Origin of the sequence: Pararobbsia silviterrae (assembly GCF_003628125.1) — a bacterium.
GTDB classification, from domain to species: Bacteria; Pseudomonadota; Gammaproteobacteria; order Burkholderiales; family Burkholderiaceae; genus Pararobbsia; species Pararobbsia silviterrae.
In genome coordinates this window covers 13,047-39,093 of the sequence record NZ_RBZU01000002.1, presented here as the reverse complement: position 1 = coordinate 39,093, position 26,047 = coordinate 13,047, and the positions used below count along the sequence as shown (strand labels likewise).

The 26,047-nt window shown below is 64.1% G+C and carries 21 protein-coding genes; 12 read left to right on the top strand and 9 right to left on the bottom strand.

All coding sequences use genetic code 11. The features are described 5' to 3' along the window. Nucleotides 1-40: 40 nt before the first annotated feature. On the bottom strand, nt 41-958 hold the full coding sequence (gene urtB / locus D7S86_RS05595; RefSeq protein ID WP_121085221.1) for an urea ABC transporter permease subunit UrtB: 918 nt from the start codon (nt 956-958) through the stop codon (nt 41-43). A 200-nt stretch (nt 959-1,158) separates the two neighbouring features. Continuing rightward, on the bottom strand, nt 1,159-2,424 hold the full coding sequence (gene urtA, locus D7S86_RS05590) for an urea ABC transporter substrate-binding protein (RefSeq protein WP_121084425.1): 1,266 nt from the start codon (nt 2,422-2,424) through the stop codon (nt 1,159-1,161). A gap of 242 nt (nt 2,425-2,666) precedes the next feature. On the opposite strand from urtA, the gene D7S86_RS05585 reads away from it, so the two are divergent. The 3 genes from D7S86_RS05585 (at nt 2,667) to D7S86_RS05575 (ending at nt 9,158) form a co-directional block, all read left to right on the top strand. Further along, nucleotides 2,667-6,116, top strand: a complete 3,450-nt coding sequence (locus D7S86_RS05585) for an ATP-binding protein (protein WP_121085220.1) — start codon at nt 2,667-2,669, stop codon at nt 6,114-6,116. Nucleotides 6,117-6,275: 159 nt separating this feature from the next. Further along, complete coding sequence (locus tag D7S86_RS05580; protein ID WP_121085219.1) at nt 6,276-7,262, top strand: response regulator transcription factor; 987 nt, start codon at nt 6,276-6,278, stop codon at nt 7,260-7,262. A 261-nt stretch (nt 7,263-7,523) separates the two neighbouring features. Further along, complete coding sequence (locus D7S86_RS05575) at nt 7,524-9,158, top strand: methyl-accepting chemotaxis protein (protein WP_121084423.1); 1,635 nt, start codon at nt 7,524-7,526, stop codon at nt 9,156-9,158. Nucleotides 9,159-9,389: 231 nt separating this feature from the next. Here D7S86_RS05575 and D7S86_RS05570 read toward each other — a convergent pair whose 3' ends face one another. The 6 genes from D7S86_RS05570 to D7S86_RS05545 form a co-directional block, all read right to left on the bottom strand. Further along, nucleotides 9,390-10,931 (bottom strand): 2-isopropylmalate synthase, encoded by a 1,542-nt coding sequence (locus D7S86_RS05570; RefSeq protein WP_121084421.1) that lies wholly within the window; start codon nt 10,929-10,931, stop codon nt 9,390-9,392. 121 nt (nt 10,932-11,052) lie between these two features. Further along, nucleotides 11,053-11,919, bottom strand: a complete 867-nt coding sequence (pssA, locus tag D7S86_RS05565; RefSeq protein WP_121084419.1) for a CDP-diacylglycerol--serine O-phosphatidyltransferase — start codon at nt 11,917-11,919, stop codon at nt 11,053-11,055. A gap of 33 nt (nt 11,920-11,952) precedes the next feature. Continuing rightward, nucleotides 11,953-12,603, bottom strand: a complete 651-nt coding sequence (locus tag D7S86_RS05560; RefSeq protein ID WP_121084417.1) for a phosphatidylserine decarboxylase — start codon at nt 12,601-12,603, stop codon at nt 11,953-11,955. Between the two features lie 163 nt (nt 12,604-12,766). Beyond that, nucleotides 12,767-13,783: a ketol-acid reductoisomerase gene (gene ilvC / locus D7S86_RS05555; protein WP_121084415.1), complete on the bottom strand. Its 1,017-nt coding sequence runs from the start codon at nt 13,781-13,783 to the stop codon at nt 12,767-12,769. A 97-nt stretch (nt 13,784-13,880) separates the two neighbouring features. Then, nucleotides 13,881-14,372: an acetolactate synthase small subunit gene (gene ilvN, locus D7S86_RS05550; RefSeq protein WP_121084413.1), complete on the bottom strand. Its 492-nt coding sequence runs from the start codon at nt 14,370-14,372 to the stop codon at nt 13,881-13,883. 291 nt (nt 14,373-14,663) lie between these two features. Continuing rightward, nucleotides 14,664-16,439 (bottom strand): acetolactate synthase 3 catalytic subunit, encoded by a 1,776-nt coding sequence (locus D7S86_RS05545; RefSeq protein WP_121084411.1) that lies wholly within the window; start codon nt 16,437-16,439, stop codon nt 14,664-14,666. Nucleotides 16,440-16,807: 368 nt separating this feature from the next. Here D7S86_RS05545 and D7S86_RS05540 point away from each other — a divergent pair, with 368 nt between their 5' ends. The 9 genes from D7S86_RS05540 (at nt 16,808) to D7S86_RS05500 (ending at nt 23,352) form a co-directional block, all read left to right on the top strand. Further along, nucleotides 16,808-17,374, top strand: a complete 567-nt coding sequence (locus D7S86_RS05540) for an RNA polymerase sigma factor (protein WP_121084409.1) — start codon at nt 16,808-16,810, stop codon at nt 17,372-17,374. After that, nucleotides 17,371-17,805, top strand: a complete 435-nt coding sequence (locus D7S86_RS05535) for a DUF3619 family protein (RefSeq protein WP_121084407.1) — start codon at nt 17,371-17,373, stop codon at nt 17,803-17,805. Before D7S86_RS05540 ends, D7S86_RS05535 begins: the two co-directional genes overlap by 4 nt. Nucleotides 17,806-17,844: 39 nt before the next feature. Beyond that, complete coding sequence (locus D7S86_RS05530) at nt 17,845-18,591, top strand: DUF3106 domain-containing protein (RefSeq protein ID WP_121084405.1); 747 nt, start codon at nt 17,845-17,847, stop codon at nt 18,589-18,591. Further along, a complete protein-coding gene (locus D7S86_RS05525; RefSeq protein WP_121084403.1) occupies nt 18,588-19,100 on the top strand; it encodes an RDD family protein in 513 nt (170 codons plus the stop codon). Before D7S86_RS05530 ends, D7S86_RS05525 begins: the two co-directional genes overlap by 4 nt. A gap of 124 nt (nt 19,101-19,224) precedes the next feature. Then, a complete protein-coding gene (locus D7S86_RS05520) occupies nt 19,225-20,154 on the top strand; it encodes a UDP-2,3-diacylglucosamine diphosphatase (RefSeq protein WP_121084401.1) in 930 nt (309 codons plus the stop codon). A 26-nt stretch (nt 20,155-20,180) separates the two neighbouring features. After that, nucleotides 20,181-21,212: a glycosyltransferase family 4 protein gene (locus tag D7S86_RS05515; protein WP_121084399.1), complete on the top strand. Its 1,032-nt coding sequence runs from the start codon at nt 20,181-20,183 to the stop codon at nt 21,210-21,212. A gap of 22 nt (nt 21,213-21,234) precedes the next feature. Beyond that, on the top strand, nt 21,235-21,807 hold the full coding sequence (locus D7S86_RS05510; RefSeq protein WP_420813206.1) for a diacylglycerol kinase: 573 nt from the start codon (nt 21,235-21,237) through the stop codon (nt 21,805-21,807). Between the two features lie 79 nt (nt 21,808-21,886). After that, on the top strand, nt 21,887-22,585 hold the full coding sequence (locus D7S86_RS05505) for a TetR/AcrR family transcriptional regulator (RefSeq protein ID WP_121085217.1): 699 nt from the start codon (nt 21,887-21,889) through the stop codon (nt 22,583-22,585). A 182-nt stretch (nt 22,586-22,767) separates the two neighbouring features. Beyond that, nucleotides 22,768-23,352 (top strand): LOG family protein, encoded by a 585-nt coding sequence (locus D7S86_RS05500; RefSeq protein ID WP_121085216.1) that lies wholly within the window; start codon nt 22,768-22,770, stop codon nt 23,350-23,352. A 169-nt stretch (nt 23,353-23,521) separates the two neighbouring features. Here the strand turns inward: D7S86_RS05500 and D7S86_RS05495 are convergent, their stop codons facing one another. Beyond that, the gene (locus tag D7S86_RS05495; RefSeq protein WP_121084397.1) at nt 23,522-26,026 is read right to left on the bottom strand and encodes an ABC transporter permease; all 2,505 of its coding nucleotides are present in this window, start codon (nt 26,024-26,026) and stop codon (nt 23,522-23,524) included. Nucleotides 26,027-26,047 lie beyond the last annotated feature (21 nt).

Below are 26,047 nucleotides of genomic sequence, written 5' to 3'. Positions count from 1 at the left end.
GTGTAGCGGTTCCATGAAATTTCTCCTCGCTGGGTCGGGTTCACGCGCGCCGGACCTTCGACGCGAACAGACCTTGCGGACGCAGCATCAGCACCACGACGATCGTGAGCAGCGTGATCACGCGCGCCGACGAACCGGTCATGAAGAATTCGCTGATCGACTGCATCTGCGCGATGCCGAATGCCGAGGCGACCGTGCCGAGCAAGCTGGCGGCGCCGCCGAACGTGACGACGAGGAACGAATCGACGATATAGAGCGAGCCGCTCGTGGGACCGGTCGAGCCGATCGCGGTAAACGCGGCGCCGGCCACGCCCGCCATGCCGCAGCCGATCGCGAACGTCAGGCGGTCGGTCTTTTTCGTATCGATCCCGGTCGCATTGGCCATCGGACGGTTCGCGACCGTCGCACGCACGCGCAAGCCCCAACGCGAGCGATACAGCGCGAGCAGCACGCCGCCCGTCATCAGGATCGCGAGGCTCATCACGAACAGCCCGTTGATCGGAATATCAAGCCCCTGCTTGGGCGACCACGACCCCATGAGCCAATCGGGCAGCGTCGGACTCACTTCCTTCGGGCCGAACGTCGAGCGAAACACCTGCTGCATGCCGAGGCTCAGGCCCCACGTCGCGAGCAGCGTATCGAGCGGACGCCGGTACAAATGACGAATCAGCGCCCATTCCGCGATCCATCCGGCGATAAACGCGAGCGCGAACGCCGCGACGATCGCGATCGGGAAGTAGAACACCGTGAACGCGTGCCAGTGATCGTCGGCGATGCGCGAAAACATATAGATCGTGTACGCGCCGATCGTCATGAATTCGCCGTGCGCCATATTGATGACGCCCATCTGGCCGAAAATCACCGCGAGGCCGAGCCCCATGAGCAGCAGCACGCTGAAATTGCTGAGGCCCGCAAAGCCTTGCATCAGCGTGATGTTGAGAATGTCTGACGCCGACATCGTTACCTCCTCGAAGAAACACCGCGGCCCGCCGATCGCGGAAATCGCGGCGGAAGAACGAAGCGCCCCCTCGATCGCATCGGTCCCCGCCTGCATTTCCAGCCCGACCCCGCGGATATGCGCAGCCACATCGTTGCGCCGGACGGCGGCACGGCACATGCCGCGCCGCCGAGACCCGGAACGAACTGCAATCGATCCTGTTACTGATACCCCTTCGGGAACGGATTCGGCTCGATCAGATCCGGCGATTCCGCGACGACCTTGACCTGACCGTCGGCCTGCCATTCGCCGATGCGCGTGCGGCTCCAGAGATGGTGGTTCTGGTGGATCTTCACGTAGCCTTCGGGCGCGGTCTTGAGCTCGATGCCCGGCGACGCCGCGACGACCTTGTCGACATCGAAGCTGCCGGCCTTCTCGCACGCGGCCTTCCAGAGCCAGGGACCGAGATAGGCGGCCTGCGTGACGTCGCCGATCACGGACTTGGGCCCGTATTTGGCCTTGAATGCCGCGACGAACTTCTTGTTGTTGTCGTTATCGAGCGACTCGAAGTACTTCATCGCCGAGTAGAAGCCCGCGACGTTTTCGCCGCCGATGCCCAGCACTTCGTCCTCGGTCACCGAGATGGTCAGCAGGAACTGCTTGTCGGCCGTGATGCCGGCGGCCTTGAGCTGCTTGTAGAACGCGACGTTCGATCCGCCGACCACGATCGCGTAGATGCAATCGGGCTTGGCGATCTTGATCTTGTTGATCAGCGAATTGAAGTTCGTCGTGCCGAGCGGGTAATACTCTTCGCCGACGACCTTGCAGCCCTGCAAATGCTGCTCGATGTGCTTGCGCGCGATTTTGTTCGACGTGCGCGGCCAGATGTAGTCGGAGCCGATCAGGAAGTACGACTTCGCTTTCTTCGTCTGATTCGCCCAGTTCAGGCCCCAAAGAATCTGCTGGGTGGCTTCCTGCCCCGTATAAAACACGTTCTTCGACTGTTCGAGACCTTCATAGAACGTCGGGTAATAGAGCAGCCCGTTGTCGCGCTCGAAGATCGGCAGCACGGCCTTGCGCGAGGCCGAGGTCCAGCAGCCGAACACGGCGGCGACGTGGTCGTTCTCGAGCAGCTTCTTCGATTTCTCGGCGAACGTCGGCCAGTCCGATGCGCCGTCCTCCTGAATGATCTTGATCTGGCGGCCCAGAATGCCGCCGGCCGCATTGATCTGTTCAATCGCGAGACGCTCGGCCTGGATCGAACCCGTTTCGGAAATCGCCATCGTGCCGGTCGCCGAGTGCAACTGGCCGACCGTGACTTCCGTATCCGTGACGGCGAGGCCCGTCGTGTTGACCTTCGCGGTCGGGAACTGCTGTGCCCACGACAAGGCCGGCATCGCGAGTGCCGGCGATGCTGCGAGACCCATGAGGATCTTGCGTCGGAGGGCGGACGGCTGGTCGTTGTCGTGCTGATCGTGCGCGGACATCGGATTCTCCTGTTCGTGTGGTCGGGCGATGCGTGTCATCGGGCGACCCGTTCATGTGTTGTCGCCGGGGTCGTTGAAACGAAAGTTAGGGGGTCAATTTGCGGCGATGAATACGTCACTTGACGTAGGGCACGTTTGAATTTCGCTCCCTACAATCGCGCCGTCTCACGCCAGAGCCGCGCGGTGGAATGCAACTTGCGTTCGCGCGTCGGAACCTGGGTTTCGCCCTGAAAGGCGTCTTGATGCACCAAACGGATACACATCGAACCGATGCGGAGAACCGGCATGCACCTGCCGCATCCGCCGCGCCGGGGGCCGCGCCCGCCTCGGGCACGCAGCGCATCGTCAAGATTCGGCGCGACTACAACTCATGGGTCGCCGACGAGACGCTCGAGGACTACGCGCTGCGCTTTACGCCGCGCACGTTCCGGCGCTGGAGCGAATTTCGCGTCGCGAATACGGCGATGGGCGCGATCTCGTTTCTCGCGCTCGAAGCGATCGGCGGCACGCTCGTCGTCAATTACGGATTCAGTAATGCGGTCTGCGCGATCCTCGCCGTCTCGCTGCTGATCTTCCTGACCGGCCTGCCCATCAGCTATTACGCGGCGCGTTTCGGCGTCGACATGGACCTGCTCACGCGCGGCGCGGGCTTCGGCTATTTCGGCTCGACAGTCACGTCGCTGATCTATGCCGTCTTCACGTTCGTGTTCTTCGCGCTCGAATCGGCGATCATGTCGCTCGCGATCCAGCTCTACTTCGCGATCCCGCTCCCCATCGCGTACATCATCAGCGCGATCGTCGTGATCCCGATCGTCACGTTCGGCATCACGTTGATCAATCGCCTGCAGGGCTGGACACAGCCGTTATGGATCGCGCTGCTCGTGGCGCCGTATATCGCGGTGTTCTGGCGCGAGCCGCATCTGCTTTCGCAATGGGCGAGTTTCGGCGGCATGGCCGCGGACGGACATGCGTTCAACCTGCTGTCGTTCGGCGCGGGCTGCACCGTGGCGTTCTCGCTCGTCGTGCAGATCGCGGAACAGGTCGACTTTCTGCGCTTCCTGCCGCCGCGCACACGGAAGAACCGCGTGCGCTGGTGGCTTGCGCTGCTGTCGGCGGGCCCCGGCTGGATCGTGCCCGGCGCGCTCAAGATGCTCGGCGGCGCGCTGCTCGCGTTTCTCGCGATCCAGCACGAAATCGATCCGCTGCGCGCGGTCGAACCGACGCAAATGTATCTGGTCGCGTATCAGTACGTGCTGCACTCGCCCGAGGCCGCGCTCGCGGCCATGACGCTATTCGTCGTCGTTTCGCAGATCAAGATCAACGTGACCAACGCGTATGCGGGCTCGCTCGCGTGGTCGAACTTCTTCGCGCGGCTCACGCATAGTCATCCGGGCCGCGTCGTCTGGCTCGTCTTCAATGTGCTGATCGCCCTGCTGCTCGTCGAAATGGGCGTCTTCGCGGTGATCAGCAGCGTGCTCGCGCTCTACGCGAACGTTGCGATCGCCTGGATCGGCGCGCTCGTCGGCGATCTCGTCATCAACAAGCCGCTCGGTTACAGCCCGAGCTATGTCGAATTCAAACGCGCGCATCTGTACGACATCAATCCGGTCGGACTCGGCGCGATGCTCATCGCCTCGATCGTCGCCGCGCTGTCGCACTCGGGCTGGTTCGGCGAAACGGCTGAAGCGCTTTCGCCGTTCATCGCGCTGCTGACCGCGTTTCTCTGCGCGCCGGCCATCGCGATCGCGACACGCGGCAAGTATTACCTCGCGCGCCAATCGGATGCGCTCGAAGCGGGCCCCATTCTGCGTTGCGTGATTTGCGCCAACGCGTTCGAGCGCGACGATATGGCCCACTGCCCGGCCTATGCGGGACCGATCTGTTCGCTCTGCTGCTCGCTCGACTCGCGCTGCAACGATGTCTGCAAGCCCGGCGCGCGCATGTCGGATCAGCTCAATCTGACGGTCAAGGCCCTGTTTCCGAAACTCAAGCTCAACGCGGGCTCGCTACGCCTCGCGCGGTATACGGGCGTTCTGCTGATCGTGCTCGGGCTGCTCGGCGGCGTGCTCTATCTGGCCTGGTATCAAAGCGCGCACAACCTCGACGAAAGCGCGTCGGTCGCGCGCACGGCGCTGCTGCGCGGCTACGTCACGGCGTTCTTCGCGCTCGCGCTCGTCGGATGCATCGGCGTCTGGTGGCTCGTGCTCGCCAACGAAAGCCGCAAGGTCACGCAGGAAGAATCGGCACGTCAAACCGAATTGCTGATGCAGGAAATCGAGGCCCACCGCAAGACCGATGCCGCGCTTCAGCAAGCGAGCGCGGCCGCCGAATCGGCGAATCGCGCGAAAAGCCGCTACGTCACGGGCCTGAGTCATGAATTGCGCACGCCGCTGAACAGCATCCTCGGCTATGCGCAACTGCTGCTGCAGGACCCGCGCGACATGCACGCGTCGCAACGCAACGCGGTCACGACGATTCATCGCAGCGGCGAGCATCTGCTCGCGCTCGTCGACGGCTTGCTCGACGTCGCGCGGATCGAGGCCGGCAAGCTTCAGCTCAATGTGACCGAGGTCGCGTTTCCGGCGTTTCTCGACGCGCTGTCCGCCATGCTCGAACCCCAGGCCAACAACAAGGGGCTGCTCTATTCGATGAACACGCAAGGCCGCCTGCCGGCCGTTATTCGCGCCGATGAAAAGCGCGTACGGCAGATCCTCATCAATCTGATCGGCAACGCGATCCGCTTCACGTCGTCGGGTTCCGTGCAGATCACGGTGACCTACGCGTGGGAAACCGCGACGTTCGAAATCGTCGATACCGGACCCGGCATTCCGCGCGTCGAACTCGAACGGCTGTTTCTTCCGTTCGAACGCGGCGCGGCCGCGCACGACAACGATCACGGCGCGGGACTCGGGCTCACGATCTGCCGGATGCTGACCGAACTCATGGGCGGCAATCTCGATGTCGACAGCGACGTCGGCAAAGGCACGCGCTTCACGCTCAAGCTGTTTCTGCCCGAGGTCCGCGCGCCGCAATTGCTCGCGGGCCGCGCACAGCCGGTCAAGGGCTACCGCGGTCCGGCGCGCACGGTGCTCGTGGTCGACGATCTCGCCGATCAGCGCCGCATCGTCACGAGCGCGCTGACGCCGCTCGGTTTTCATGTCGTCGAAGCATCGAGCGGACCCGCGGCGCTGCAGTGGCTTGCCACCGAGCTCACCGATCTGATCGTGATGGATGTGTCAATGCCCGCGATGGACGGCTACGAAGCGAGTCAACTGATCCGCAGCAATCAACTGTCGAACGCGCCGATTCTGATTCTGTCGGCCAACGCATTCGCCGACGATCGCGAGAAAGGGGCGATCGCCGGGAGCGACGACTATCTCGCCAAGCCGGTCCATATCCCGCTGCTGCTCGACAAGATCGCGTCGCTGCTCGCCCTCGAATGGATCGATGCCGACGATCGTCCGCAGCCGAGTGCGCCGGCGATACCCGCCGAGCTGCGCAAGCAGCTCAAGGCCTTGCTCGCGGTCGGCTATATCCAGGGCATACTCGAACACATCGAACACGCGATCGGCGAGACGCCGTCGCTCGCCGGCGCGCTCGAACCGCTACGCACGTTCGCGCAACGGTTCCAGTTGTCGGAACTCGCGCAACGTCTCGAAGACGCCTCGCCCGCGGAGTCCGATCATGCCTAAGCGCGCGATTCCGCGTCGCCTTGACTGTATGCACTGCAATTACATTTCCAGCTTTTCACGCTTACTACGTTTAGCGCGCGCGACGCCTAGGCGTTTCGAAGCATTCTCGACCGACGCCTCGGTCCACGGAGCGTCCGTATGTTGAGCCACGACCCCACGATGTCCCCTCTTAGCACCGCGACGCCCGCGTTGCCCGAAGACAAGCCGCTGATTCTGATCGTCGACGACACGCCCGATAATCTCGCGCTGCTGTCCGACACGCTGCAAGCTGCCGGCTATGCCGTGCTCGTCGCGCTCGACGGCGCCTCGGCGCTCGAGCGGCTCGACCTCGTCACGCCCGATGCGGTGCTGCTCGACGCGATGATGCCCGATATGGACGGCTTCGAAACCTGTCGTCTGATCAAACGCGATCCGCGCCATCGCCATTTGCCGATCATCTTCATGACGGCCCTGACGGAAAGCGAACACGTCGTGCAGGGCTTTCGGGTCGGCGGCATCGATTATGTGACCAAGCCGGTACGGCCGAGTGAAGTCGTCGCGCGCATCGCCGCGCACGTGCAGCGTTCGCAGGCGCAACGGCAGGCCGATCTGGTGCTCGAAATGGGCATGAAGGCCGCGCTGATCGCGCGCGGCACGGGCGAGATCGTCTGGCAAAGCGACCTCGCGCGTCAGCGCATCGCGCATCTTTGGCAGCTCGCGAGCGAGGGATCGGACGCGCTGCCTGCGGAGTCGGCGGAGTCGGCGGAGTCAGCGACAACGCGGCTTCCCCCCGCGCTCGCCGACTGGCTCAAACGCTGGATCGATCACGGCGCCGATGCGCAAGCCACGTTTGAGACGGCGCACGGCAGCGTCCGGCGTATCGCGCGCGTGCTCGGCCGCGCCTCGCGCGGCGACTGGGTCATTCTGATCGACGAATTCGACGATGCCGCGCAGACGAGCGATCTCGCGGCGCGCTTCGGGCTCACGGCCCGCGAAGCCGAAGTGCTGCTCTGGCTCTCGCGCGGCAAAACCAATCGCGACATCGGCGATATCGTCGGCATGGCGCCGCGCACGGTCAACAAACACCTCGAACATATCTTCGCCAAACTCAACGTCGAAACGCGCGCGGCCGCCACGGCGATGGCCGTGCAAGTGGCGTCGAGATAATCGAATGGCATACGAAAGGTAACCGTCGGTATTACCTTTTGATGCCTGCTCGATGCCTTTTTTCATACTGCATTTTCACTACTTTCCCGTTTTGTCTGCTTTAACGCTTAGTGATGTTGAGTAAATTTGTTTAGTGAACGTCCGCTCTATAGAAAAACGTTTGCTCGCCGTTAACGTACGTGCGAATACGGCTCAAGTCGTTGCAGGCCGAACGCGAGACGCCTTTGAAGCGTCGGTCCAACGTAGCGACTGGAGAACACTGTGAGATTCAGCACCCTGCCTACCCGCGTCAAATTCTCGATTGCTTTCGGCGTACTTTCCATCGCCGTCCTGATTGTGTCGGGCCTCTCGCTCGACGCCCTGAATGGCGCGAACGGCCGTTTTCATAACTTTGTCCAAGGCGTCAACGCGCGCGCCGAACTCGCGGAGGCCGTACGATCCGCGGTCGACGATCGCGCGATGGCCGTGCGCAACCTCGTACTCGTTTCGTCGCCGCAAGACGTCGAGATCGAAAAGAACGCGGTCATCGACGCCGAACATCGCGTCGAGGCACGACTCGACGCTTTTCAGAAGATGATCGCCGTGGCGCAGGACATCGATGACGAAACGCGTCATCGCGCCGACGAGATCACGCGCATCGAAACGCTCTATCGGCCCGTCGCCCTCGACATCGATCGGCTCGCGGTCGCGGGACAACGCGATGCGGCCGTCGACGAGATCGTCACGAAGTGCCGTCCGCTCTTGCTCGCATTGATCGCCGCGAGCACAAGCTATATCGACCTCACTCATGAACGCGCGGCCGCGATGATCGCCGACTCCGAACGTCAGTTCGCGCAGCAGCGCAGCCTGTTGATCGCGATCTGCCTGGTCTCGATCGTGACCGCGCTGATCGCGGGAACGGTGATCACGCGCAGTTTGCTGCGTGCGCTCGGCGCGGAGCCGACCGCGCTGGCCGAGGCCTCGCAACGCGTGGCGACCGGCGATCTGCGCCCGGTTTCAGGCGCCTCGTCGGCGCCCGCGGGCAGCGTGCTCGCGTCGATGGGCGCGATGCAGGCCAGCCTGGTTTCGCTGATACACCGCATTCATAGCGTCGCCGAAAGCGTCGCATACGGTTCGAGCGAAATCGCGTCGGGCAGCGACGATTTGTCGGCGCGCACCGAGGAGCAGGCCGCGTCGCTCGAAGAAACCGCCGCGAGCATGGAGGCATTGACCAAGACCGTGCGTTACAACGCCGATAACGCCGAGCAGGCGCGCACGCTGTCGATCACGGCATCGGAGATCGCCGAGCGCGGCAATACGGTCGTCGGGCAAGTCGTCGGCACGATGGCCGAGATCAGCACGAGCGCCAAACAGGTCGGCGAAATCACCGGGATGATCGAGGGCATTGCGTTCCAGACCAACATCCTCGCGCTCAATGCCGCCGTCGAGGCCGCACGGGCGGGCGAACAGGGTCGGGGCTTCGCCGTCGTCGCGGGAGAAGTCCGCAGTCTTGCGCAACGCGCATCGAGCGCGGCGAAGGAAATCCGCGAACTGATCGGCAACTCGGTCGAGCGCATTCGGCAGGGCGAGACGCTCGTCGGCCAGGCCGGCGAAACCATGTCGGAGGTGACGGGTGCGGTCGCGCGCGTCAGCGCGATCATCGGCGAGATTGCCGATGCGTCGAACGAGCAAAGCCAGGGCATCGAGCAGATCAATCGCGCGCTGTCGCAGATGGAGCAAGTCACGCAGCAGAACGCCGCGCTCGTCGAGCAGACCGCCGCGGCCTCGAAGTCGCTTGAAGACCAGAGCCAGCGGCTCAACGACGCGGTCGCGTTCTTCCGTTTCCGCGACGATACGCATCACGATCGCAAGGCCGACGCGTATGCGGGGGGACTGGCAGGCGCCGTGAGTGCCTGAGGCCGGCCCAAATCGTAAACGTTTGCGTTGGGGTTCGCACCGGCGTTTGCATTGCAGGGCCGACCCGGCATGAGCGAGTCGATAAAACAAACCCCCAGCGGCGGGATGAATCTCCACCTTCCGGGGGTCTTGGCTCGGCAGCACGACGGGCATGCGCACGCGAGCGTCGCATCGCCTTCATATCGCATGCACGCGTCGAATCACCCTTACCGGGCGATTCGACGCATCCGCTCACAACTGCGGATTGAGCTTTTCCGTCTTCGACTGCAGGCGATTGAGCGCCGCGATATAGGCCTTGGCCGATGCCGCGACGATGTCCGGATCGGTCCCGACGCCGTTGACGATCCGGCCGCTCTTCGACAGGCGCACCGTGACTTCGCCCTGCGCCTGCGTGCCGTTCGTGATCGCGTTGACCGAATACAGGATCAGTTCGGCGCCGCTGCCGACCTTGCTTTCGATCGCGTTGAGCGTGGCATCGACGGGCCCGTTGCCGTCACTGTCACCCGAAACTTCCGCGCCGTCGATCGAGAACACGATCTTCGCGTGCGGACGCTCGCCCGTTTCCGAATGCTGCGACAACGACACGAAGCGGAAGTATTCCTTCTCGTGCGCGGCCGCTGCCTCGTCGGACACGATCGCGAGAATGTCCTCGTCGTAGATATCGGCCTTCTTGTCGGCGAGATCCTTGAAGCGTACGAACGCCGCATTCAGATCGGCTTCGCTTTCAAGTTCGACGCCGAGCTCCTGCAAACGCTGCTTGAACGCATTGCGGCCCGAGAGCTTGCCGAGCACGATCTTGTTCGTCGCCCAGCCCACGTCTTCGGCACGCATGATTTCGTACGTGTCGCGCGCCTTGAGCACGCCGTCCTGGTGAATGCCCGACGCATGCGCGAACGCATTCGCGCCGACCACGGCCTTGTTCGGCTGCACGACAAAGCCCGTGACTTGCGACACCATCTTCGACGCGGGGACGATCTGCGTCGTATCGATGCCGAGTTCGAGACCGAAGTAGTCCTTGCGCGTCTTGACGGCCATCACGATCTCTTCGAGCGACGTATTGCCCGCGCGCTCGCCGAGACCGTTGATCGTGCACTCGACCTGCCGCGCGCCGCCGATCTGCACGCCCGCGAGCGAGTTCGCGACCGCCATGCCGAGATCGTTATGGCAATGCACGGACCAGACCGCCTTGTCCGAGTTCGGTATGCGTTCGCGCAGCGTCTTCACGAGGTTGCCGTAGAGCTCGGGCACGCCGTAGCCGACCGTATCGGCGATATTGATCGTGGTCGCGCCTTCGGCGATCACGCCTTCGAGCACGCGGCACAGAAAGTCGAGATCGGAACGGCTGCCGTCTTCGGGCGAGAATTCGACGTTGTCCGTGAACTTGCGCGCGAAGCGCACGGCATTGCGCGCCTGCTCGTAGACCTGATCGGGCGACATCCGGAGCTTCTTCTCCATATGCAGCGCCGACGTCGCGATAAACGTGTGGATCCGCTTGTTGTCCGATTCGGCAAGCGCATCGGCCGCGCGCTGGATGTCCTTGTCGTTCGCGCGCGCGAGCGAGCAGACGGTCGAGTCGCGCACGAGCGACGCAATCGCCTTGATCGCGTCGAAGTCGCCGGCCGAGCTCGCCGCGAACCCGGCTTCGATGACATCGACCTTGAGCCGCTCGAGCTGCTTCGCGATCCGGATCTTCTCGTCCTTGGTCATCGACGCACCGGGCGACTGCTCGCCATCGCGCAACGTGGTGTCGAAAATGATCAGTTTCTCTGCCATGGTGTGGGGTCCTCGGTCCTGCATATTTTAAAAGTGTAGGCGCTGCGCGGCGCCTCGTTACCGGCATGTCGCGACGCGCGGCTCCACGCAGTTCGTCGCGATCTGCCGCAAGCTTTCGCCGCTATCGATCCGTCGCGGTCCGCGCGGGGTTCTGCCGACCGCGCAACAACTGGTAGCCCCAGTAGACGTAGCCCGACAGGCCGTACAGCACGAACAAGCCGAACAGCATGATCGGCGGATCCGACGAGACGGCGACGAAGGCGACGACCACGAGCAGCAGCACGCCGAACGGCACGCGATGGCGCACGTTGAACGCCTTGCCGCTGTAGAACGGCGCGTTCGACACCATCGTGACGCCCGCGTAGACGGTCAGCGCGAACGCGACCCACGGCAGCCACGCGAGATTCACGGGCACGCGGTTATCGATCGCGAGCCAGACGAAGCCCGCGATCAGCGCGGCCGACGCGGGACTCGGCAAGCCCTGGAAGAAACGCTTGTCGACGACGCCGATATTCGCGTTGAAGCGCGCGAGCCGCAGCGCGGCGCCCGCGCAATAGACGAACGCCGCAAGCCAGCCCCAGCGTCCGAGATCGCGAAGAATCCACTCGTAGATGACGAGCGCGGGTGCGACGCCGAACGAGACCATGTCCGAGAGGCTGTCGAACTGTTCGCCGAAGGCGCTCTGCGTGTGCGTCATGCGCGCGACGCGGCCGTCCATGCCGTCGAGCACCATCGCCGCGAAGATCGCGATCGCCGCGATCTCGAAGCGGACGTTCATCGCCTGCACGACCGCGAAAAAGCCGCAGAAGAGCGCCGCCGTCGTGAACGCGTTCGGCAGCAGATAGATGCCGCGCCGCCGCAAGAATTGCTGACGCTTGTCCCGCAAGCTCTGGACCGAGCTATCGACCGCGGCCGCCTGATTGCGGCGGAACGGGCGCGGGATATGGGACGCAGACTTCGGACGCGGACGGCGTTTCATGGCAGGCATCGGGTTCTCCGGTTCGGCGTGGCGATGCGGCGCTCAGGCGCGCTCGGCGAGTTCGGCCAGCACGGTCGACGAGGCGAACACCTTCTCGCCGATCGCGACGCGCGGCCGGCTGCCGATCGGCAGGTAGACGTCGACACGCGAACCGAAGCGGATAAAGCCGTACCGCTGACCGCGCGTGAGCGGCTCGCCGACCCGCACGTAGCAGAGAATGCGGCGCGCGACGAGCCCGGCGACCTGCACGGACGTGACCGTATGACCGGAGGCCATCGCGATCACGAGCGCATTGCGTTCGTTTTCGAGCGACGCCTTGTCGAGCGCGGCGTTCAGAAACGAACCCGCGAAATAGTCGGCCTTCGTCACGGCGCCGTCGACGGGCGAGCGCTGCGAATGCACGTTGAACACATTCATGAACACGCTGATCTTGAGCGCATCGCGATCGGCATACGGATCGCGGCTCGTCTCGACGGCGACGATACGGCCGTCGGCGGGGCACAGCACGGCGTTCGGCTGGGTCGGAATCGGCCGCGGCGGGTCGCGGAAAAACTGGAGCACGAAAATCGTGAGCAACCAGAACGGCACGGACCACGCGAAACCGGCGGCAAGCAGGATGATCAGCGCGATGACGGCGGCGATGGCGATAAAAGGCCAGCCTTCGCGGGCAATGATCGGATGCGGATAGTTCATGAATGGGTGGGTGAAGCGGAAACCGCTAGGATAGCAAAAGCCGCCCGGTGCTTGACGCAAACGGGCGGCCCAATCGAACCGACGGCCCCGCCTCGCGGCAGGGCCCATGCCGGCATATGCGGCGAGGCATATGCGGCTGAATGACGCGACTTCGTGACGCGGCTTAGTTCTTCGTCTGGTCGACGAGCTTGTTCTTCGCGATCCACGGCATCATCGCGCGCAGCTTCGCGCCGACTTGTTCGATGTCGTGCTCGGCCGTCAGACGGCGACGCGACTGCAGCGTCGGCGCGCCGGCGCGGTTTTCGATGATGAAGCTCTTCGCGTACTCACCCGTCTGGATGTCGCGCAGCACGTCCTTCATGACCTTCTTCGTTTCGTCGGTCACGACACGCGGACCCGTCACGTACTCGCCGTATTCGGCGTTGTTCGAGATCGAGTAGTTCATGTTCGCGATGCCGCCTTCGTAGATCAGGTCGACGATGAGCTTGAGCTCATGCAGGCATTCGAAGTACGCCATTTCGGGCGCGTAGCCGGCTTCGACGAGCGTCTCGAAACCTGCCTTGATGAGCTCGACCGTACCGCCGCAGAGCACGGCTTGTTCGCCGAACAGATCGGTTTCGGTTTCTTCACGGAAGTTCGTCTCGATGACGCCCGCACGGCCGCCGCCGTTGGCTGCCGCGTACGACAGCGCGACGTCGCGCGCCGCACCCGACTTGTCTTGATGCACGGCGATCAGGTGGGGCACGCCGCCGCCTTGCGAGTACGTCGAACGCACCGTGTGGCCCGGCGCCTTCGGCGCGATCATGATCACGTCGAGGTCGGCACGCGGAATGACCTGGCCGTAGTGGACGTTGAAGCCGTGCGCGAACGCGAGCGCCGCGCCGTTCTTGATGTTGGCCGCGACTTCCTTGTTGTAGACCTCGGCGATTTGCTCGTCGGGCAGCAGCATCATGACGACGTCGGCGTTCTTGACCGACTCGGCGACTTCCTTGACCGTCAGGCCTGCCGATTCCGCCTTGCTCCACGACGCACCGCCCTTGCGCAGGCCGACCGTCACGTGCACGCCGCTGTCCTTGAGGTTCTGTGCGTGTGCATGGCCTTGCGAACCGTAACCGATGATCGTGACCTGCTTGCCCTTGATCAACGAGAGATCGGCGTCTTTGTCGTAGTAAACCTTCATGATCTGTTCCTTTGCTATTTTCAAGTGAATCGAACGTGCCGCCAGCCGCGCGGGATGCTCGAACGCGCGAGCGCCCAGGCCGCCGGGCCGGCGCTTGTCAAACCTTCAGGATCCGCTCTCCGCGGCCGATGCCCGAACTGCCGGTGCGAACGGTCTCGAGAATTGCGGTCGAATCGAGACCTTCGATGAACGCGTCGAGCTTGCCGGCGTCGCCGGTCAGCTCGATCGTGTACGTCTTTTCGGTCACGTCGATGATGCGGCCACGGAAGATATCCGCCATCCGCTTCATTTCTTCACGCTCCTTGCCGACCGCGCGGACCTTGATCAGCATGAGTTCGCGCTCGATGTGCGCGCCTTCCGTGAGGTCGACGACCTTCACGACTTCGATCAGGCGGTTCAGGTGCTTCGTGATCTGTTCGATCACGTCGTCGGATCCGATCGACACGATCGTCATCCGCGACAGCGAACGGTCTTCGGTCGGCGCGACCGTCAACGTCTCAATGTTGTAGCCACGTGCCGAAAACAGACCCACGACGCGCGATAACGCGCCGGGCTCGTTTTCGAGCAGCACGGAAATAATATGTCTCATGATGGGCGCTTGCTTGTTTCCTGACTATCGATGACCGGCGTGGCATGCCACCGGCCGATTCCGCTGCCCGGTTCCTGTACAGGACGACGGCTGCGCGCGAATCCGCTCCTTGTGGGAACGATGCGACGCGTGCCGCCCTGCACACCGGGGAACGCGAGGTCCGCCGTTCGAGCCCGTTCGCCGGATCGTCGAGACCGATCTTCGATCGGCCGCGACGACGGCTTGCGGCTCGCTGCCCGCGCGCATGCGACACGCGGGCAACGGCAGGCCTCACGCCTGTTCAGCGGGCGCTTATAGATCCTCCGAACCCAGCAGCATCTCGGAGATGCCCTTGCCGGCCTGAACCATCGGCCAGACGTTTTCGGTCGGATCGGTTTGGAAATCGAGGAACACCGTACGGTCCTTGAGCCGCAGCGCTTCACGCAGCGCCGGCTCGACATCGGCCGTCTTCTCGATGCGCATCCCGACATGGCCATAGGCCTCGGCGAGCTTCACGAAATCAGGCAGCGCATCCATGTACGAATGCGAATAGCGCTTGTTGTATTCGAGCTGCTGCCACTGGCGAACCATGCCCAGATAGCGGTTGTTCAACGAGATGATCTTGATCGGCGTCTCATACTGCTTGCACGTCGAGAGTTCCTGGATGCACATCTGGATCGAGCCTTCGCCCGTGATGCAGACGACGTCGTCGTCCGGATGCGCCATCTTGACACCCATCGCGGCCGGCAGACCGAAGCCCATCGTTCCGAGACCGCCCGAATTGATCCAGCGGCGCGGCTTGTCGAACGGGTAGTACTGCGCGGCCCACATCTGGTGCTGGCCGACGTCCGAACAGACGAACGCATTGCCGCCCGTCAGTTCGTGCAGCTTCTCGACCACGTATTGCGGCTTGATGATCTCGCTCGTGCGGTCGAACTTCAGGCAGTCGCGCGCGCGCCATTGTTCGATCTGCGACCACCATTCGGCGAGCGCCTTGCGATCGGGACCATGCTGCGCGGTCTGAAGCTGCTCGATGAGTTCCTTGAGCACTTCCTTGACGTCGCCGACGATCGGAATATCGACCTTCACGCGCTTCGAGATCGACGACGGGTCGATATCGATGTGAATGATCTTGCGCGGCGACGACGCGAAGTGGCCCGGGTTGCCGATCACGCGGTCGTCGAAGCGCGCGCCGATCGCGAGCAGCACGTCGCAGTTCTGCATCGCGAGGTTCGCTTCGTACGTGCCGTGCATGCCGAGCATGCCGAGGAACTTGCTGTCGCTCGCGCGATACCCGCCGAGCCCCATCAGCGTGCTCGTGACCGGGAATCCGAGCAGGTCGGCGAACTGATTGAGTTCGCGCGCCGCGTCGGCGAGGATGATGCCGCCGCCCGTATAGATGTACGGACGCTTGGCTTGCAGCAGCAGGCTCACGGCCTTGCGGATCTGACCCGAATGGCCCTTCGTGATCGGGTTGTACGAGCGCAGCGAGAGCGTCTTCGGATATTCGAAGCGGCACGGCGCCTTCGACACGTCCTTCGGAATGTCGATCAGCACCGGACCCGGACGGCCCGTGCGCGCGATGAAGAACGCCTTCTTGACCGTGGCCGCGAGGTCGCGCACGTCCTTGACGAGGAAGTTGTGCTTGACGCACGGACGCGTGATGCCGACCGTGTCGCACTCCTGGAACGCGTCCTGGCCGATCGCCGCGGTGGGCACCTGGCCGCTGATGACGACGAGCGGGATCGAATCCATATACGCCGTCGCGATACCCGTGACCGCATTGGTCACGCCCGGACCCGAGGTCACGAGGCAGACGCCGACCTTCCCGGTCGAGCGCGCGTACGCGTCAGCCGCGTGCACGGCCGCCTGTTCGTGGCGCACGAGCACGTGATGAATCTTGTCCTGCTTGTAGAGTTCGTCGTAGATGTAGAGAACTGAGCCGCCCGGGTAGCCCCAGATGAATTCGACTTGCTCTTCGGCAAGGGCTTTCATCAGGACTGTGCCCCCGATCGATTCACCGGCGTCTTCGCGGGGATCGTGGGCAGGCGTTTCCGACGTGGAGAATTCCGCGCTGGGCATATTCATTCATTCACCTTTCAAATTTTCGGCAAAAAATTGATCGGGTGCTCTCCCCGCGTGCTTATGGCTCGGGCTCAAGCTGCGCGTCCAACTGGCAGGCGGGCCTCGTAAGCGCGCCCCTGTAAGACAGGTACGTATTGTTTCGAAGCGTGGAGGGTACTGGTGGAATACGATCGCGGTCAAGCAAAAATCGGTATGGCGTGCCGAACCTGTCGCGCGATCGAAGCGGCGCGCGCATCGACGCTTGCGGACGCGCGCCGATCGATTTATGCCGGTTTCACCTAAGCGCTGCGTTTTTTTGCTAGCATTCGCGGGTTTTATCCACTCATCTTACGGACGATTTCAGGGCGCTCGGCACGCGCGCCCTTTCCCGGATGGCATCAGAAAAGGAACTGGCCGATTTTCTGGCGAGCGTCGAGCGCAGGGCGTTCAAGCAAGCCGCGTTCGCGGTGCGCGACGACGAAGCCGCGCTCGATATCGTCCAGGACGCGATGATCAAGCTCGCCGAAAAATACGGCGACAAACCGGCTGCCGAGCTGCCGATGCTGTTCCAGCGGATTCTGCAGAATTGCCAGCACGACTACTTCCGACGGCAGAAAGTCCGCAATACCTGGATCAGCCTATTTTCGTCGTTTGGTAATAATAGCGAAGATGACGATTTCGACCCGCTTGAAACCCTGACGGCCCAGGACGAGTCTATTCAGCGGTCGAGCAGCGAAAGCGAAGTCGAACGCGCACAAGTGCTGCAGATCATCGGCGACGAGATTCAGAAACTCCCGGCGCGTCAACGCGAGGCCTTTTTGATGCGTTATTGGGAGGATCTGGATGTCGCCGAGACTGCCGCAGCGATGGGGTGCTCCGAGGGAAGCGTCAAAACGCATTGCTCGCGCGCCACGCACACGCTGGCCCAGGCGCTCAAGGCAAAAGGGATCACGTTATGAACTCCACGCTCGAAACTAGGGAAGTCGAATTCGCGCACGCGCTCCGATGTGCGCTCGAAGAAAGTGTTGCCGATCTGCCGGCGCCGGCGCTCGAACGCCTGGCCGCCGCGCGCGCCGCAGCCCTCGCACGCAAGAAGCCGGAAACCGTCGAAGCGCCGGTTTTCGTGCCGGCGTTCGCCGGCGCGGGCGCGCCCGTAGCCGCCCCCGATGCCGCGCCGCGCGCAGGCGCCGGCCGGCGCCCGCTGCGCGGCCTCGCGATCCTCGCGCCGCTCGCCGCGCTCGTGATCGTGCTGATCGGCGTCGCGTCGTGGGAAGACCAGCGCCGCATCGACGAGAACGCCGATATCGACGCGGCCATGCTCAGCGACGACGTGCCGTTGTCGGCCTATCTCGACCACGGCTTCCACGCGTACCTCTCTCACTCGCGATAAGCGTCGGTCGCGCGACGTCACTCACAATCGGGACTTGCGGTGCGGAAAAAACGGGGGCTCGCGGTATTTATCGTTTCGGTGATTGCGATACTGGTCTCGATCGCCGCGACCTGGCCGCGCTTTCACCCCAGCAAACCCGAGGCGGCGCTCGACCGCACGGGCGCCAAGGCGCCGCTCGCGACGTCGGCCGTCGAGGCGACCGGCCCGCTCGCGTGGTCGCGCCTGAGCGCCGATCAGCACGAGGCGCTCGCGCCGTTCGCCGCCGACTGGGACAAGTTCGACGACGACCGCAAACGCCGCTGGCTCAAGATCGTCTCGCGTTACAAGAAGATGTCGCCCGATCAGCGCAATAGACTGCATGATCGGATGATCGAGTGGCTGCACATGACGCCCGAGCAACGCCGCACGGCACGCGAAAACTATCAGCTGTCCAAGCAGGTGCCGCCCGATCAGCGCGAACATGCGTGGAACGAGTACCAGCAACTGCCCGACGAACAGAAGAAGACGCTCGCGGCGGCTGAAAAGCATGCGCGGCGTCCGACTGTCGTGACCGCACCGCCGACGGGCGGCAAGCCCGAACTCAAGGATCTCAATCGTGCGCTGCACGCCGAGGTCCTGGCCGAAGACGCGTCGGCCGCGCAGATCGCCGCAGCCGCGGCGGCCGCCGCCGAAGCATCGGAAGCCGCGGCCGCTTCTGCCGCGGCAGCCGCCTCGGCTGCCGCGGCGAATCAGCCGCTGCTGACGCCGCCCCCCACCCCGTCCTATTTCAATGACCGTCACCCGTGAGCGCCGTCGCGGCTTCCCCGTCCGTCTCCAGCGCGCGCGCGCCGGCCTTGCGCCGCCGCCTGACGTGCCTCGTCTACGAAGGCGTGCTGCTGTTCGGCGTCGTCTTCATCGCGGCCTATCTGTTCAGCACACTGACCCAGCAGCGTAACGGCCTCACGCATCATCTGTGGCTCATGGGCTGGCTCGGCGTCGTGGTCGGCGTCTACTTCGTCTGGTTCTGGACGCACGGCGGCCAGACGCTGCCGATGAAGACCTGGCGCTTCCGGATCGTCGACGCGACGCTCGCGCCGATCGGCGTGCCGCGCGCGATCGCGCGCTACGTGCTGTCATGGCTCTGGTGGCTGCCGCCGCTCGCGGCGCACCCGCTGCTCGGGCTCAGCGTCCCCGCGACGCTCGCGGTGCTGATCGGCTGGATCGCGCTCTGGTCGGCGGCCACGCTGCTCGATACCGACCGCCAATTCCTGCACGACCGGCTCGCGGGCACGCGCATTGTGTCCGTCCCGAAGTAGTCGCTCACATTCAGTTCGCCCCCTCGTCGCGGCATTACGACAGTCATAAGAATGACTTGTTAACGTCACGGCCGAGACACGCATGGCTGGCGAAATGCGCACATCGCATTCGACCCGCGCCGCCATGAAGCTCAAGACGACGTCCTTGCCGCCGCTGTTTCGTCAGACCATCCTCGATGGCCAGGCGCACTCCGGAAGCCCGCCTCCGCTGAACCGACCCTCAGGCGACGCTCCCCCGCCCGGCCCCGCCGGCAACGACGACGACGAACCCCACCACCGCTACCGCACCATCTGGCTGTCCGATATCCATCTGGGCACGAGCGGCTGCCAGGCCAAGTACCTCATCGATTTCCTCCGTTTCAACGAATCCGAGTATCTGTATCTCGTCGGCGACATCATCGACGGCTGGCAGCTCAAAAAGGGCTGGTTCTGGCCGCAGGCGCATAACGACGTCGTGCAGAAAGTGCTGCGCAAGGCGCGCAAGGGCACGCAAGTGTTCTATATCCCGGGCAATCACGACGAATCGGCGCGGCAGTTCTGCGATCACGCGTTCGGCGACATCCTGATTCGCGAAGAAGCGTTCCACACGACGCTGACGGGCAAGCGGCTCTGGGTCGTGCACGGCGATCTGTTCGACGGCGTGATCCAGCACGCGAAGTGGCTCGCGTACGTCGGCGACACGCTGTACACGATGATTCTTGCGCTCAACGGCTGGTTCAACCGGATCCGCGCGCGGCTCGGCTTCCAGTACTGGTCGCTCTCGCAGTATCTGAAGCACCAGGTCAAGAACGCCGTCAACTTCATCTCGCAGTTCGAGAAGGTCATGACCGACGAAGCGCGCCGCCGCGGCTGCGACGGCGTCGTCTGCGGCCACATCCACAAGGCCGAGATCCGCGAGATCGACGGCACGCTCTATTGCAACGACGGCGACTGGGTCGAAAGCCTGTCGGCCCTCGTCGAAACGGTCGAAGGCGAACTCAAGATCGTCTACTGGACCGTGCTCCGTGCCCCCGAAGCGTCCACGCGCCGCACGACGGCGCAGGTGGCCGCATGACAATCGATCTTGAAACCGGAGCACCGATGAAGATCATGATCGTGACCGATGCCTGGGAACCCCAGGTCAACGGTGTGGTTCGTACCCTCAAGCAAACCACGCGCGAGCTGACCGCGCTCGGCCATCAGGTCGACCTGCTCACGCCGCTCGAATTCACGACGATTCCTTGCCCGACCTATCCCGAGATCCGCCTGTCGCTGTTCCCGGGCGCGAAGGTGACGTCGCGGATCAAGGCCTTCCAGCCCGATGCGCTGCATATCGCGACCGAGGGCCCGCTCGGCATCGCCGCGCGCAACTACGCGAAGCGCCACAAGATCCCGTTCACGACCGCCTATCACACGCGGTTTCCCGAGTACGTCCAGGCGCGTTTCGGCATTCCGCTCGCGTGGACATATCGCTTCCTGCACTGGTTCCACGGCCGCTCCCAAGCGGTCATGGCGCCGACCCACGTCGTCAAGCAGGATCTCGAGAAATTCGGCTTCGACAATGTCGTGATCTGGTCGCGCGGCGTCGACACCGAGGTCTTCCATCCGCAGGAATCGAAGGTGCTCAACACGGCGCGTCCGATCTTCCTGTACGTCGGGCGCGTGGCCATCGAAAAGAACGTCGAGGCCTTCCTCAAGCTCGATCTGCCGGGCTCGAAATGGGTCTGCGGCGAGGGCCCGGCGCTCGCCGACCTCAAGGCGCGGTACCCCGAGGCGAACTGTCTCGGCGTGTTGTCGCAGCCTGAGCTCGCGAAGGTCTACGCGGCCGCCGACGTCTTCGTGTTCCCGAGCCGGACCGACACGTTCGGCCTCGTGCTGCTCGAGGCGCTCGCCTGCGGCTTGCCCGTCGCGGCCTATCCGGTCACGGGTCCGATCGATGTGCTCGGCGACGGCCCTGCCGGCGCGATGGACGAGGACCTGCGCGAAGCCTGCCTGCGCGCGCTCAAGATCAGCCGCGCCGACGCGCGCGCCTGGGCCGAGCGCTTCTCGTGGCGCGCGGCCTCCGAGCAATTCGCTTCGCATCTGCGCCCCTTGCCGCACGTCGCGGCTTCCAGCGAGAATGTAGCGGCCTGAACGGACAGCGCATTGACCGACGATGGCCGAGAACGACCCCCACCTGCCTGACCGAAGCCCGCCGCGCGAGCATCCGCATAGCGCGCGCGAGCTTCCGCCGGCCGCGCGCGACGCGTCCCCCGGGGCGGCGCGACCGCCCGGCAACCTCGCGCAGCCCGCGCCTGCGCACCACGACCCGGCGGCACGCATGCCTCAAGACGCCCCTCCGTTGAACCCTTACAAGGGCAATCGCGGCCTCACGCGCGCGTGGTACGCGCTCAAGAATTCGATCAACGGCTTTCGCGACGCGTGGCGCGAGGAAAGCGCGTTTCGCCAGGAGCTCACGCTCGCGGCGATTCTCGTGCCGTGTTCGATCGTCCTGCCGGTCTCCGCGGTCGAGCACGTCCTGCTCGTCGGCTCGGTGCTGCTCGTGCTGATCGTCGAATTACTCAATTCGAGCGTCGAAGCCGCGATCGACCGGATTTCACTCGATTTGCACGAATTGTCCAAACGCGCGAAAGATTTCGGTAGCGCCGCGGTCACGGTCGCGCTTTTTCTTTGCCTGCTAACCTGGATACTATTGGCCGGTCCGGTCGTGCTTCATTGGTTCAGTTAATTCGATCCGCGAAGCTTCGGTTAAATCGAACGACCGGTTTATAATGGCTCGGCTATGTCATCCAGGGGCCGTAAACATGGTGGAAGCGAAACCTCCCCGGCGAACCCGGGAGCGGATTCTCGAGTTGTCGCTCAAGCTCTTCAATACGATCGGCGAGCCTAACGTAACGACGACGACGATCGCCGAGGAAATGGAGATCAGTCCGGGGAATCTGTACTACCACTTCCGCAACAAGGACGACATCATCAACAGCATCTTCGCTCAGTTCGAGCAGGAGATTCAGCGTCGCCTTCGCTTTCCGGACGATCACAAACCGACGATCGATGAAGTCTGGGCCTATCTGCAATACATGGCCGATTTCACCTGGACCTATCGGTTTCTCTATCGCGACCTCAATGATTTGCTGGCGCGCAATCGCACGCTTGAAACGCATTTCAAACAAATCATCGGACACAAGGTCCGCTTCGCGCAGGACATGTGCGAAATCCTCGTCGCCGACGGCGAAATGGATGCGACGGCCGATGAAATCCGCGTGATCGCGACCAATACCGGCGTCATCGCGACGTATTGGCTTTCGTACCAGTTCGTCATGAATCCGCGTAAATATAACGATCAGGACGCGATTCAGGCCGAATTGCATCAGGTCAGCGTACAGATCCTGTCGTTGATGGCGCCGTATCTGCGCGGCCGCTCGCGCCAGCTATTCGACGACCTCGCATCGGGCGCCTTGCCGCGCCGCGAATTCCGCGATTTCCGCACGCCGAAGGAAACGAACTGAACGGCGCACATTGAGCGGCCGACGTTGCGTCGTTCGCCCTGAGCGGTTGGCACCGAGCGGCTCACGTTAAGCGCGCCGCATTAAGCGTGTCCGCTCGAGTGGCGCGCGTCGAGCACGTAGCGTCGGGGTGCCAAACGCGGCATCATGCACGCTTCCCTTCACGTACGAGAGAAAACACGATGATCCGGTCGGTCTGTGTCTATTGCGGTTCGTCGAGCGGTGCCGACCCAGTCTACGCCGACGCCGCGCGCGCCTTCGGCCGCGCGCTCGCCGAATCGGGCATCACGCTGGTCTACGGCGGCGGCAAGGTCGGCCTCATGGGCACGGTCGCCGACGCGGCCATGCAACACGGCGGCAAGGCGATCGGCGTGATTCCCGAACTGCTGCTCGCGAAGGAAGTCGGGCATACGGGCCTCACCGAACTGCACGTCGTCAAGGACATGCACGAGCGCAAGAAGATGATGGCCGATCTCTCCGACGGATTCGTCGCGCTGCCCGGCGGCGTCGGCACCTATGAAGAGCTGTTCGAGGTCTATACGTGGGCCCAGCTCGGCTATCACCAGAAGCCCGTCGGCGTGCTCAATATCGCGGGCTATTTCGACCCGCTCAAGACGATGCTCGAACACACGGTCACCGCAGGCTTCATGCGTCGCGAATACGTCGATCTGCTGCAGTTCGCCGATACGCCGCCCGCCTTGCTCGATCGTCTGCAACACTACACGCCCGTCGCGCTCGACAAGTGGTCACGCCATCGCGATGCGGTTTAAGGAATACCGATGAGGGACGTTGATGAGGGATGTCGATGAGGGACGTCAATAAGCGACGCCGATAAGCAACCCGGATCAGCGACGCGCATCGGCGACGCGCATCGGCCACGCGCAGCGGCGACACGCGCAGTCGCTGCCGACACCGCTCGCGGCGCGGCGTGCACGATCTTCATGCGTCGCGTAGCGACTGCAGCGCGGGCCGCCGCAGCACCCGTCTGAGTCCGAACCATCCGCCGACGGTCGCGCAAGCGATGCCCGCAACGAGTCCCGCGAACGGCAGCCACACGCTGAGTTCAAGCCGGAACTGAAACACGCGATCGGCGAGCACCCAGCCGATGACCTGCGCGCCGAGCGCCGCGAGCAGGCCCGCGAGCCCGCCGACCACGACGAATTCGGTCACCTGCACGGAACGAATCTGCTGCTGCGACGCGCCGAGCGCGCGCAACAGCGCCGCCTCGCGCGTGCGTTCGTCGCGCGTGCCCGCGAGCGCCGCATAGAGCACGAGCACGCCCGCCGCGAGCGTGAATACGAACAGGAACTGCACGGCGCCGATGACCTGATTCAGGATCCGCTGCATCTGCGCGATGATCTGCCCCGTATCGATGACCGTCAGATTCGGGTACGCGTGAATCAGCGCATCGATCGTCGCCTGCCCCGCATCGCCGGGCGGCAGCCGGAAGGCCGTGATGAACGTCGCCGGGAAGTCGGTCATCGCGGCCGGCGGCAACACGGCGAAGAAGTTCACGCGGAACGTGCCCCAGTCGAGCATGCGGATGCTCGTGACGGGCGCGTCGAACGCCTGACCGGCGACGTCGAAACGCAGCACGTCGCCGACCTTGACCTTCAGACGCTTCGCCATGCCCTGTTCGAGCGAGATCTGGGGCTTCGGATCCGCGCCGAACCAGGTGCCCGAAACGACACGATTGTCGGGCGCGAGCGCGGTCGAATACGACAGATTGAATTCACGGTCGACGAGCCGCCGCGTTTCCTCGTCCTTGTATGCGTCGGGATCGATCTTGCGTCCGTCGATCGCGATCAGGCGGCCGCGCACCATCGGCGCAAGCTGCACGTCGTCGAAGCCGCGCGACTTCATGAGCGCGAGCACGCCGTCGCGCTGGTTCGGCTGGATATCGATGACGAACTGATTCGGCGCGTCGGGCGGCGTCGATTTGCGCCAGCCGTCGATCAGATCGTTGCGCGTCATCGCGAGCAGCAACAGACACATCAGACCGATGCCGAGCGCCGTGATCTGCAGCGCGCTCGCGAGCCCCCGGCGTTCGAGCGAAGCGAGCGCATAACGCCATCCGAGCCCCGCGAATGCACGCGCGTGGCGCGCCTGGCGCGTGGTCCGCGCAAGCGCGAACAGCACCCCGCGCGACACGCCGCCGAACACGACGAGTCCGCCCGCGAAGCCGCCCGCGACGATGCCGCCGAGCTTGACTTCGCCCGCGGCGAGAATCAACAGCCCCGCGAACAGCGCGACGCCGACCGCGTAGGCGAACCACGCGACGCGCGCGGCCTCGCCGAGTTCGCGACGCAGCACGCGCGCGGGCGGCACCTGCGTAAGCGGCAGCAGCGGCGGCACCGCGAAGCCGAGCAGCAGCACGAGACCCGCGGCGAGCCCTTCGAGAACGGGCCGGAACGTCGGTTGCGGCAACACGACGTCGATCAGTTGACCGAGCCAGCTCAGCAGTACGGCATGGCCGCCGTAGCCGACGAGCACGCCGAGCACGCTGCCGCCGAGTCCGACGAGCAGAAATTCGATGATGAAGCCCGCACGCAGGTCGGCGCGGCTCGCGCCGAGGCACCGCATGACCGCGCACCCGTCGAGATGACGGCGCATATAGCGATGCGCGCCCATCGCGATCGCGACCGCCGCGAGCAGCGCCGTCAACAACGCGACGAGCGTCAGGAAATGCCGCGCGCGCGTGAGCGTGTCGCGGACCTGGGGCTGCCCTTCCTCGATCGTTTCGATCGCCACGCCGCGCATCTTGCCGCCGTCGACCTGCGCATGCGCCCAGTCGCGGAACTGCGCGACCGCGGGATCGGCGCCCGCGACGAGCAGCCGGTAAACGACACGGCTGCCGTACCCGACGAGCCGCGTCGATCCGAGATCGGACGCGTTGAGCATCACGCGCGGCGAGAAGTTGACGAACGAGAAGCCGCGATCGAGTTCGCGCGTGATGACCGCCGCGACGCGGAAATCGCGCACGCCGAGCTTGATCGAATCGCCGACATGCAGATGCAGCGCGTCGAGCAAGGTCGGATCGACCCAGACCGTGCCCGATTCGGGAATCGATGCCGCGGCCGCGTCAGGTCCGTTCGGCCGTGTCGCGATGCGAACCTCGCCGCGCAAGGGATAGCCTGGCGAGACAGCCTTGAGCGCGGCGAGACGGCTCGTATCGGCGCCCTGCGCGGCGCTGACCATGCTCGGAAAAATCGCGGTCGTCGCGATGCGCAAGCCGTCGCCGCGCGCCTGCGCCGCGAAACGGTCCTCGATCGGCTGATCGGCGCGAATGACGAGATCGGCGCCGATCATCTTGCGCGCGTCGCGATCGAGCCCGAGCCGCAGGCGATCGGCGACGAATCCCACGCTCGTGAGCGCCGCGACGGCGAGCACGAGCGCAAGCAGCAACATCGTGAGTTCGCCGGACCGCCAGTCGCGGACCGTCATGCGAACAGCCTGACGAAAGAC

Coding starts and splice junctions, on each gene's coding strand:
- urtB (WP_121085221.1), bottom strand. CDS start 958: ATGTCGGCGTCAGACATTCTCAACATCACGCTGATGCAAGGCTTTGCG.
- urtA (WP_121084425.1), bottom strand. CDS start 2,424: ATGTCCGCGCACGATCAGCACGACAACGACCAGCCGTCCGCCCTCCGA.
- D7S86_RS05585 (WP_121085220.1), top strand. CDS start 2,667: ATGCACCAAACGGATACACATCGAACCGATGCGGAGAACCGGCATGCA.
- D7S86_RS05580 (WP_121085219.1), top strand. CDS start 6,276: ATGTCCCCTCTTAGCACCGCGACGCCCGCGTTGCCCGAAGACAAGCCG.
- D7S86_RS05570 (WP_121084421.1), bottom strand. CDS start 10,931: ATGGCAGAGAAACTGATCATTTTCGACACCACGTTGCGCGATGGCGAG.
- pssA (WP_121084419.1), bottom strand. CDS start 11,919: ATGCCTGCCATGAAACGCCGTCCGCGTCCGAAGTCTGCGTCCCATATC.
- D7S86_RS05560 (WP_121084417.1), bottom strand. CDS start 12,603: ATGAACTATCCGCATCCGATCATTGCCCGCGAAGGCTGGCCTTTTATC.
- ilvC (WP_121084415.1), bottom strand. CDS start 13,783: ATGAAGGTTTACTACGACAAAGACGCCGATCTCTCGTTGATCAAGGGC.
- ilvN (WP_121084413.1), bottom strand. CDS start 14,372: ATGAGACATATTATTTCCGTGCTGCTCGAAAACGAGCCCGGCGCGTTA.
- D7S86_RS05545 (WP_121084411.1), bottom strand. CDS start 16,439: ATGAATATGCCCAGCGCGGAATTCTCCACGTCGGAAACGCCTGCCCAC.
- D7S86_RS05540 (WP_121084409.1), top strand. CDS start 16,808: ATGGCATCAGAAAAGGAACTGGCCGATTTTCTGGCGAGCGTCGAGCGC.
- D7S86_RS05535 (WP_121084407.1), top strand. CDS start 17,371: ATGAACTCCACGCTCGAAACTAGGGAAGTCGAATTCGCGCACGCGCTC.
- D7S86_RS05520 (WP_121084401.1), top strand. CDS start 19,225: ATGAAGCTCAAGACGACGTCCTTGCCGCCGCTGTTTCGTCAGACCATC.
- D7S86_RS05515 (WP_121084399.1), top strand. CDS start 20,181: ATGAAGATCATGATCGTGACCGATGCCTGGGAACCCCAGGTCAACGGT.
- D7S86_RS05510 (WP_420813206.1), top strand. CDS start 21,235: ATGGCCGAGAACGACCCCCACCTGCCTGACCGAAGCCCGCCGCGCGAG.
- D7S86_RS05495 (WP_121084397.1), bottom strand. CDS start 26,026: ATGACGGTCCGCGACTGGCGGTCCGGCGAACTCACGATGTTGCTGCTT.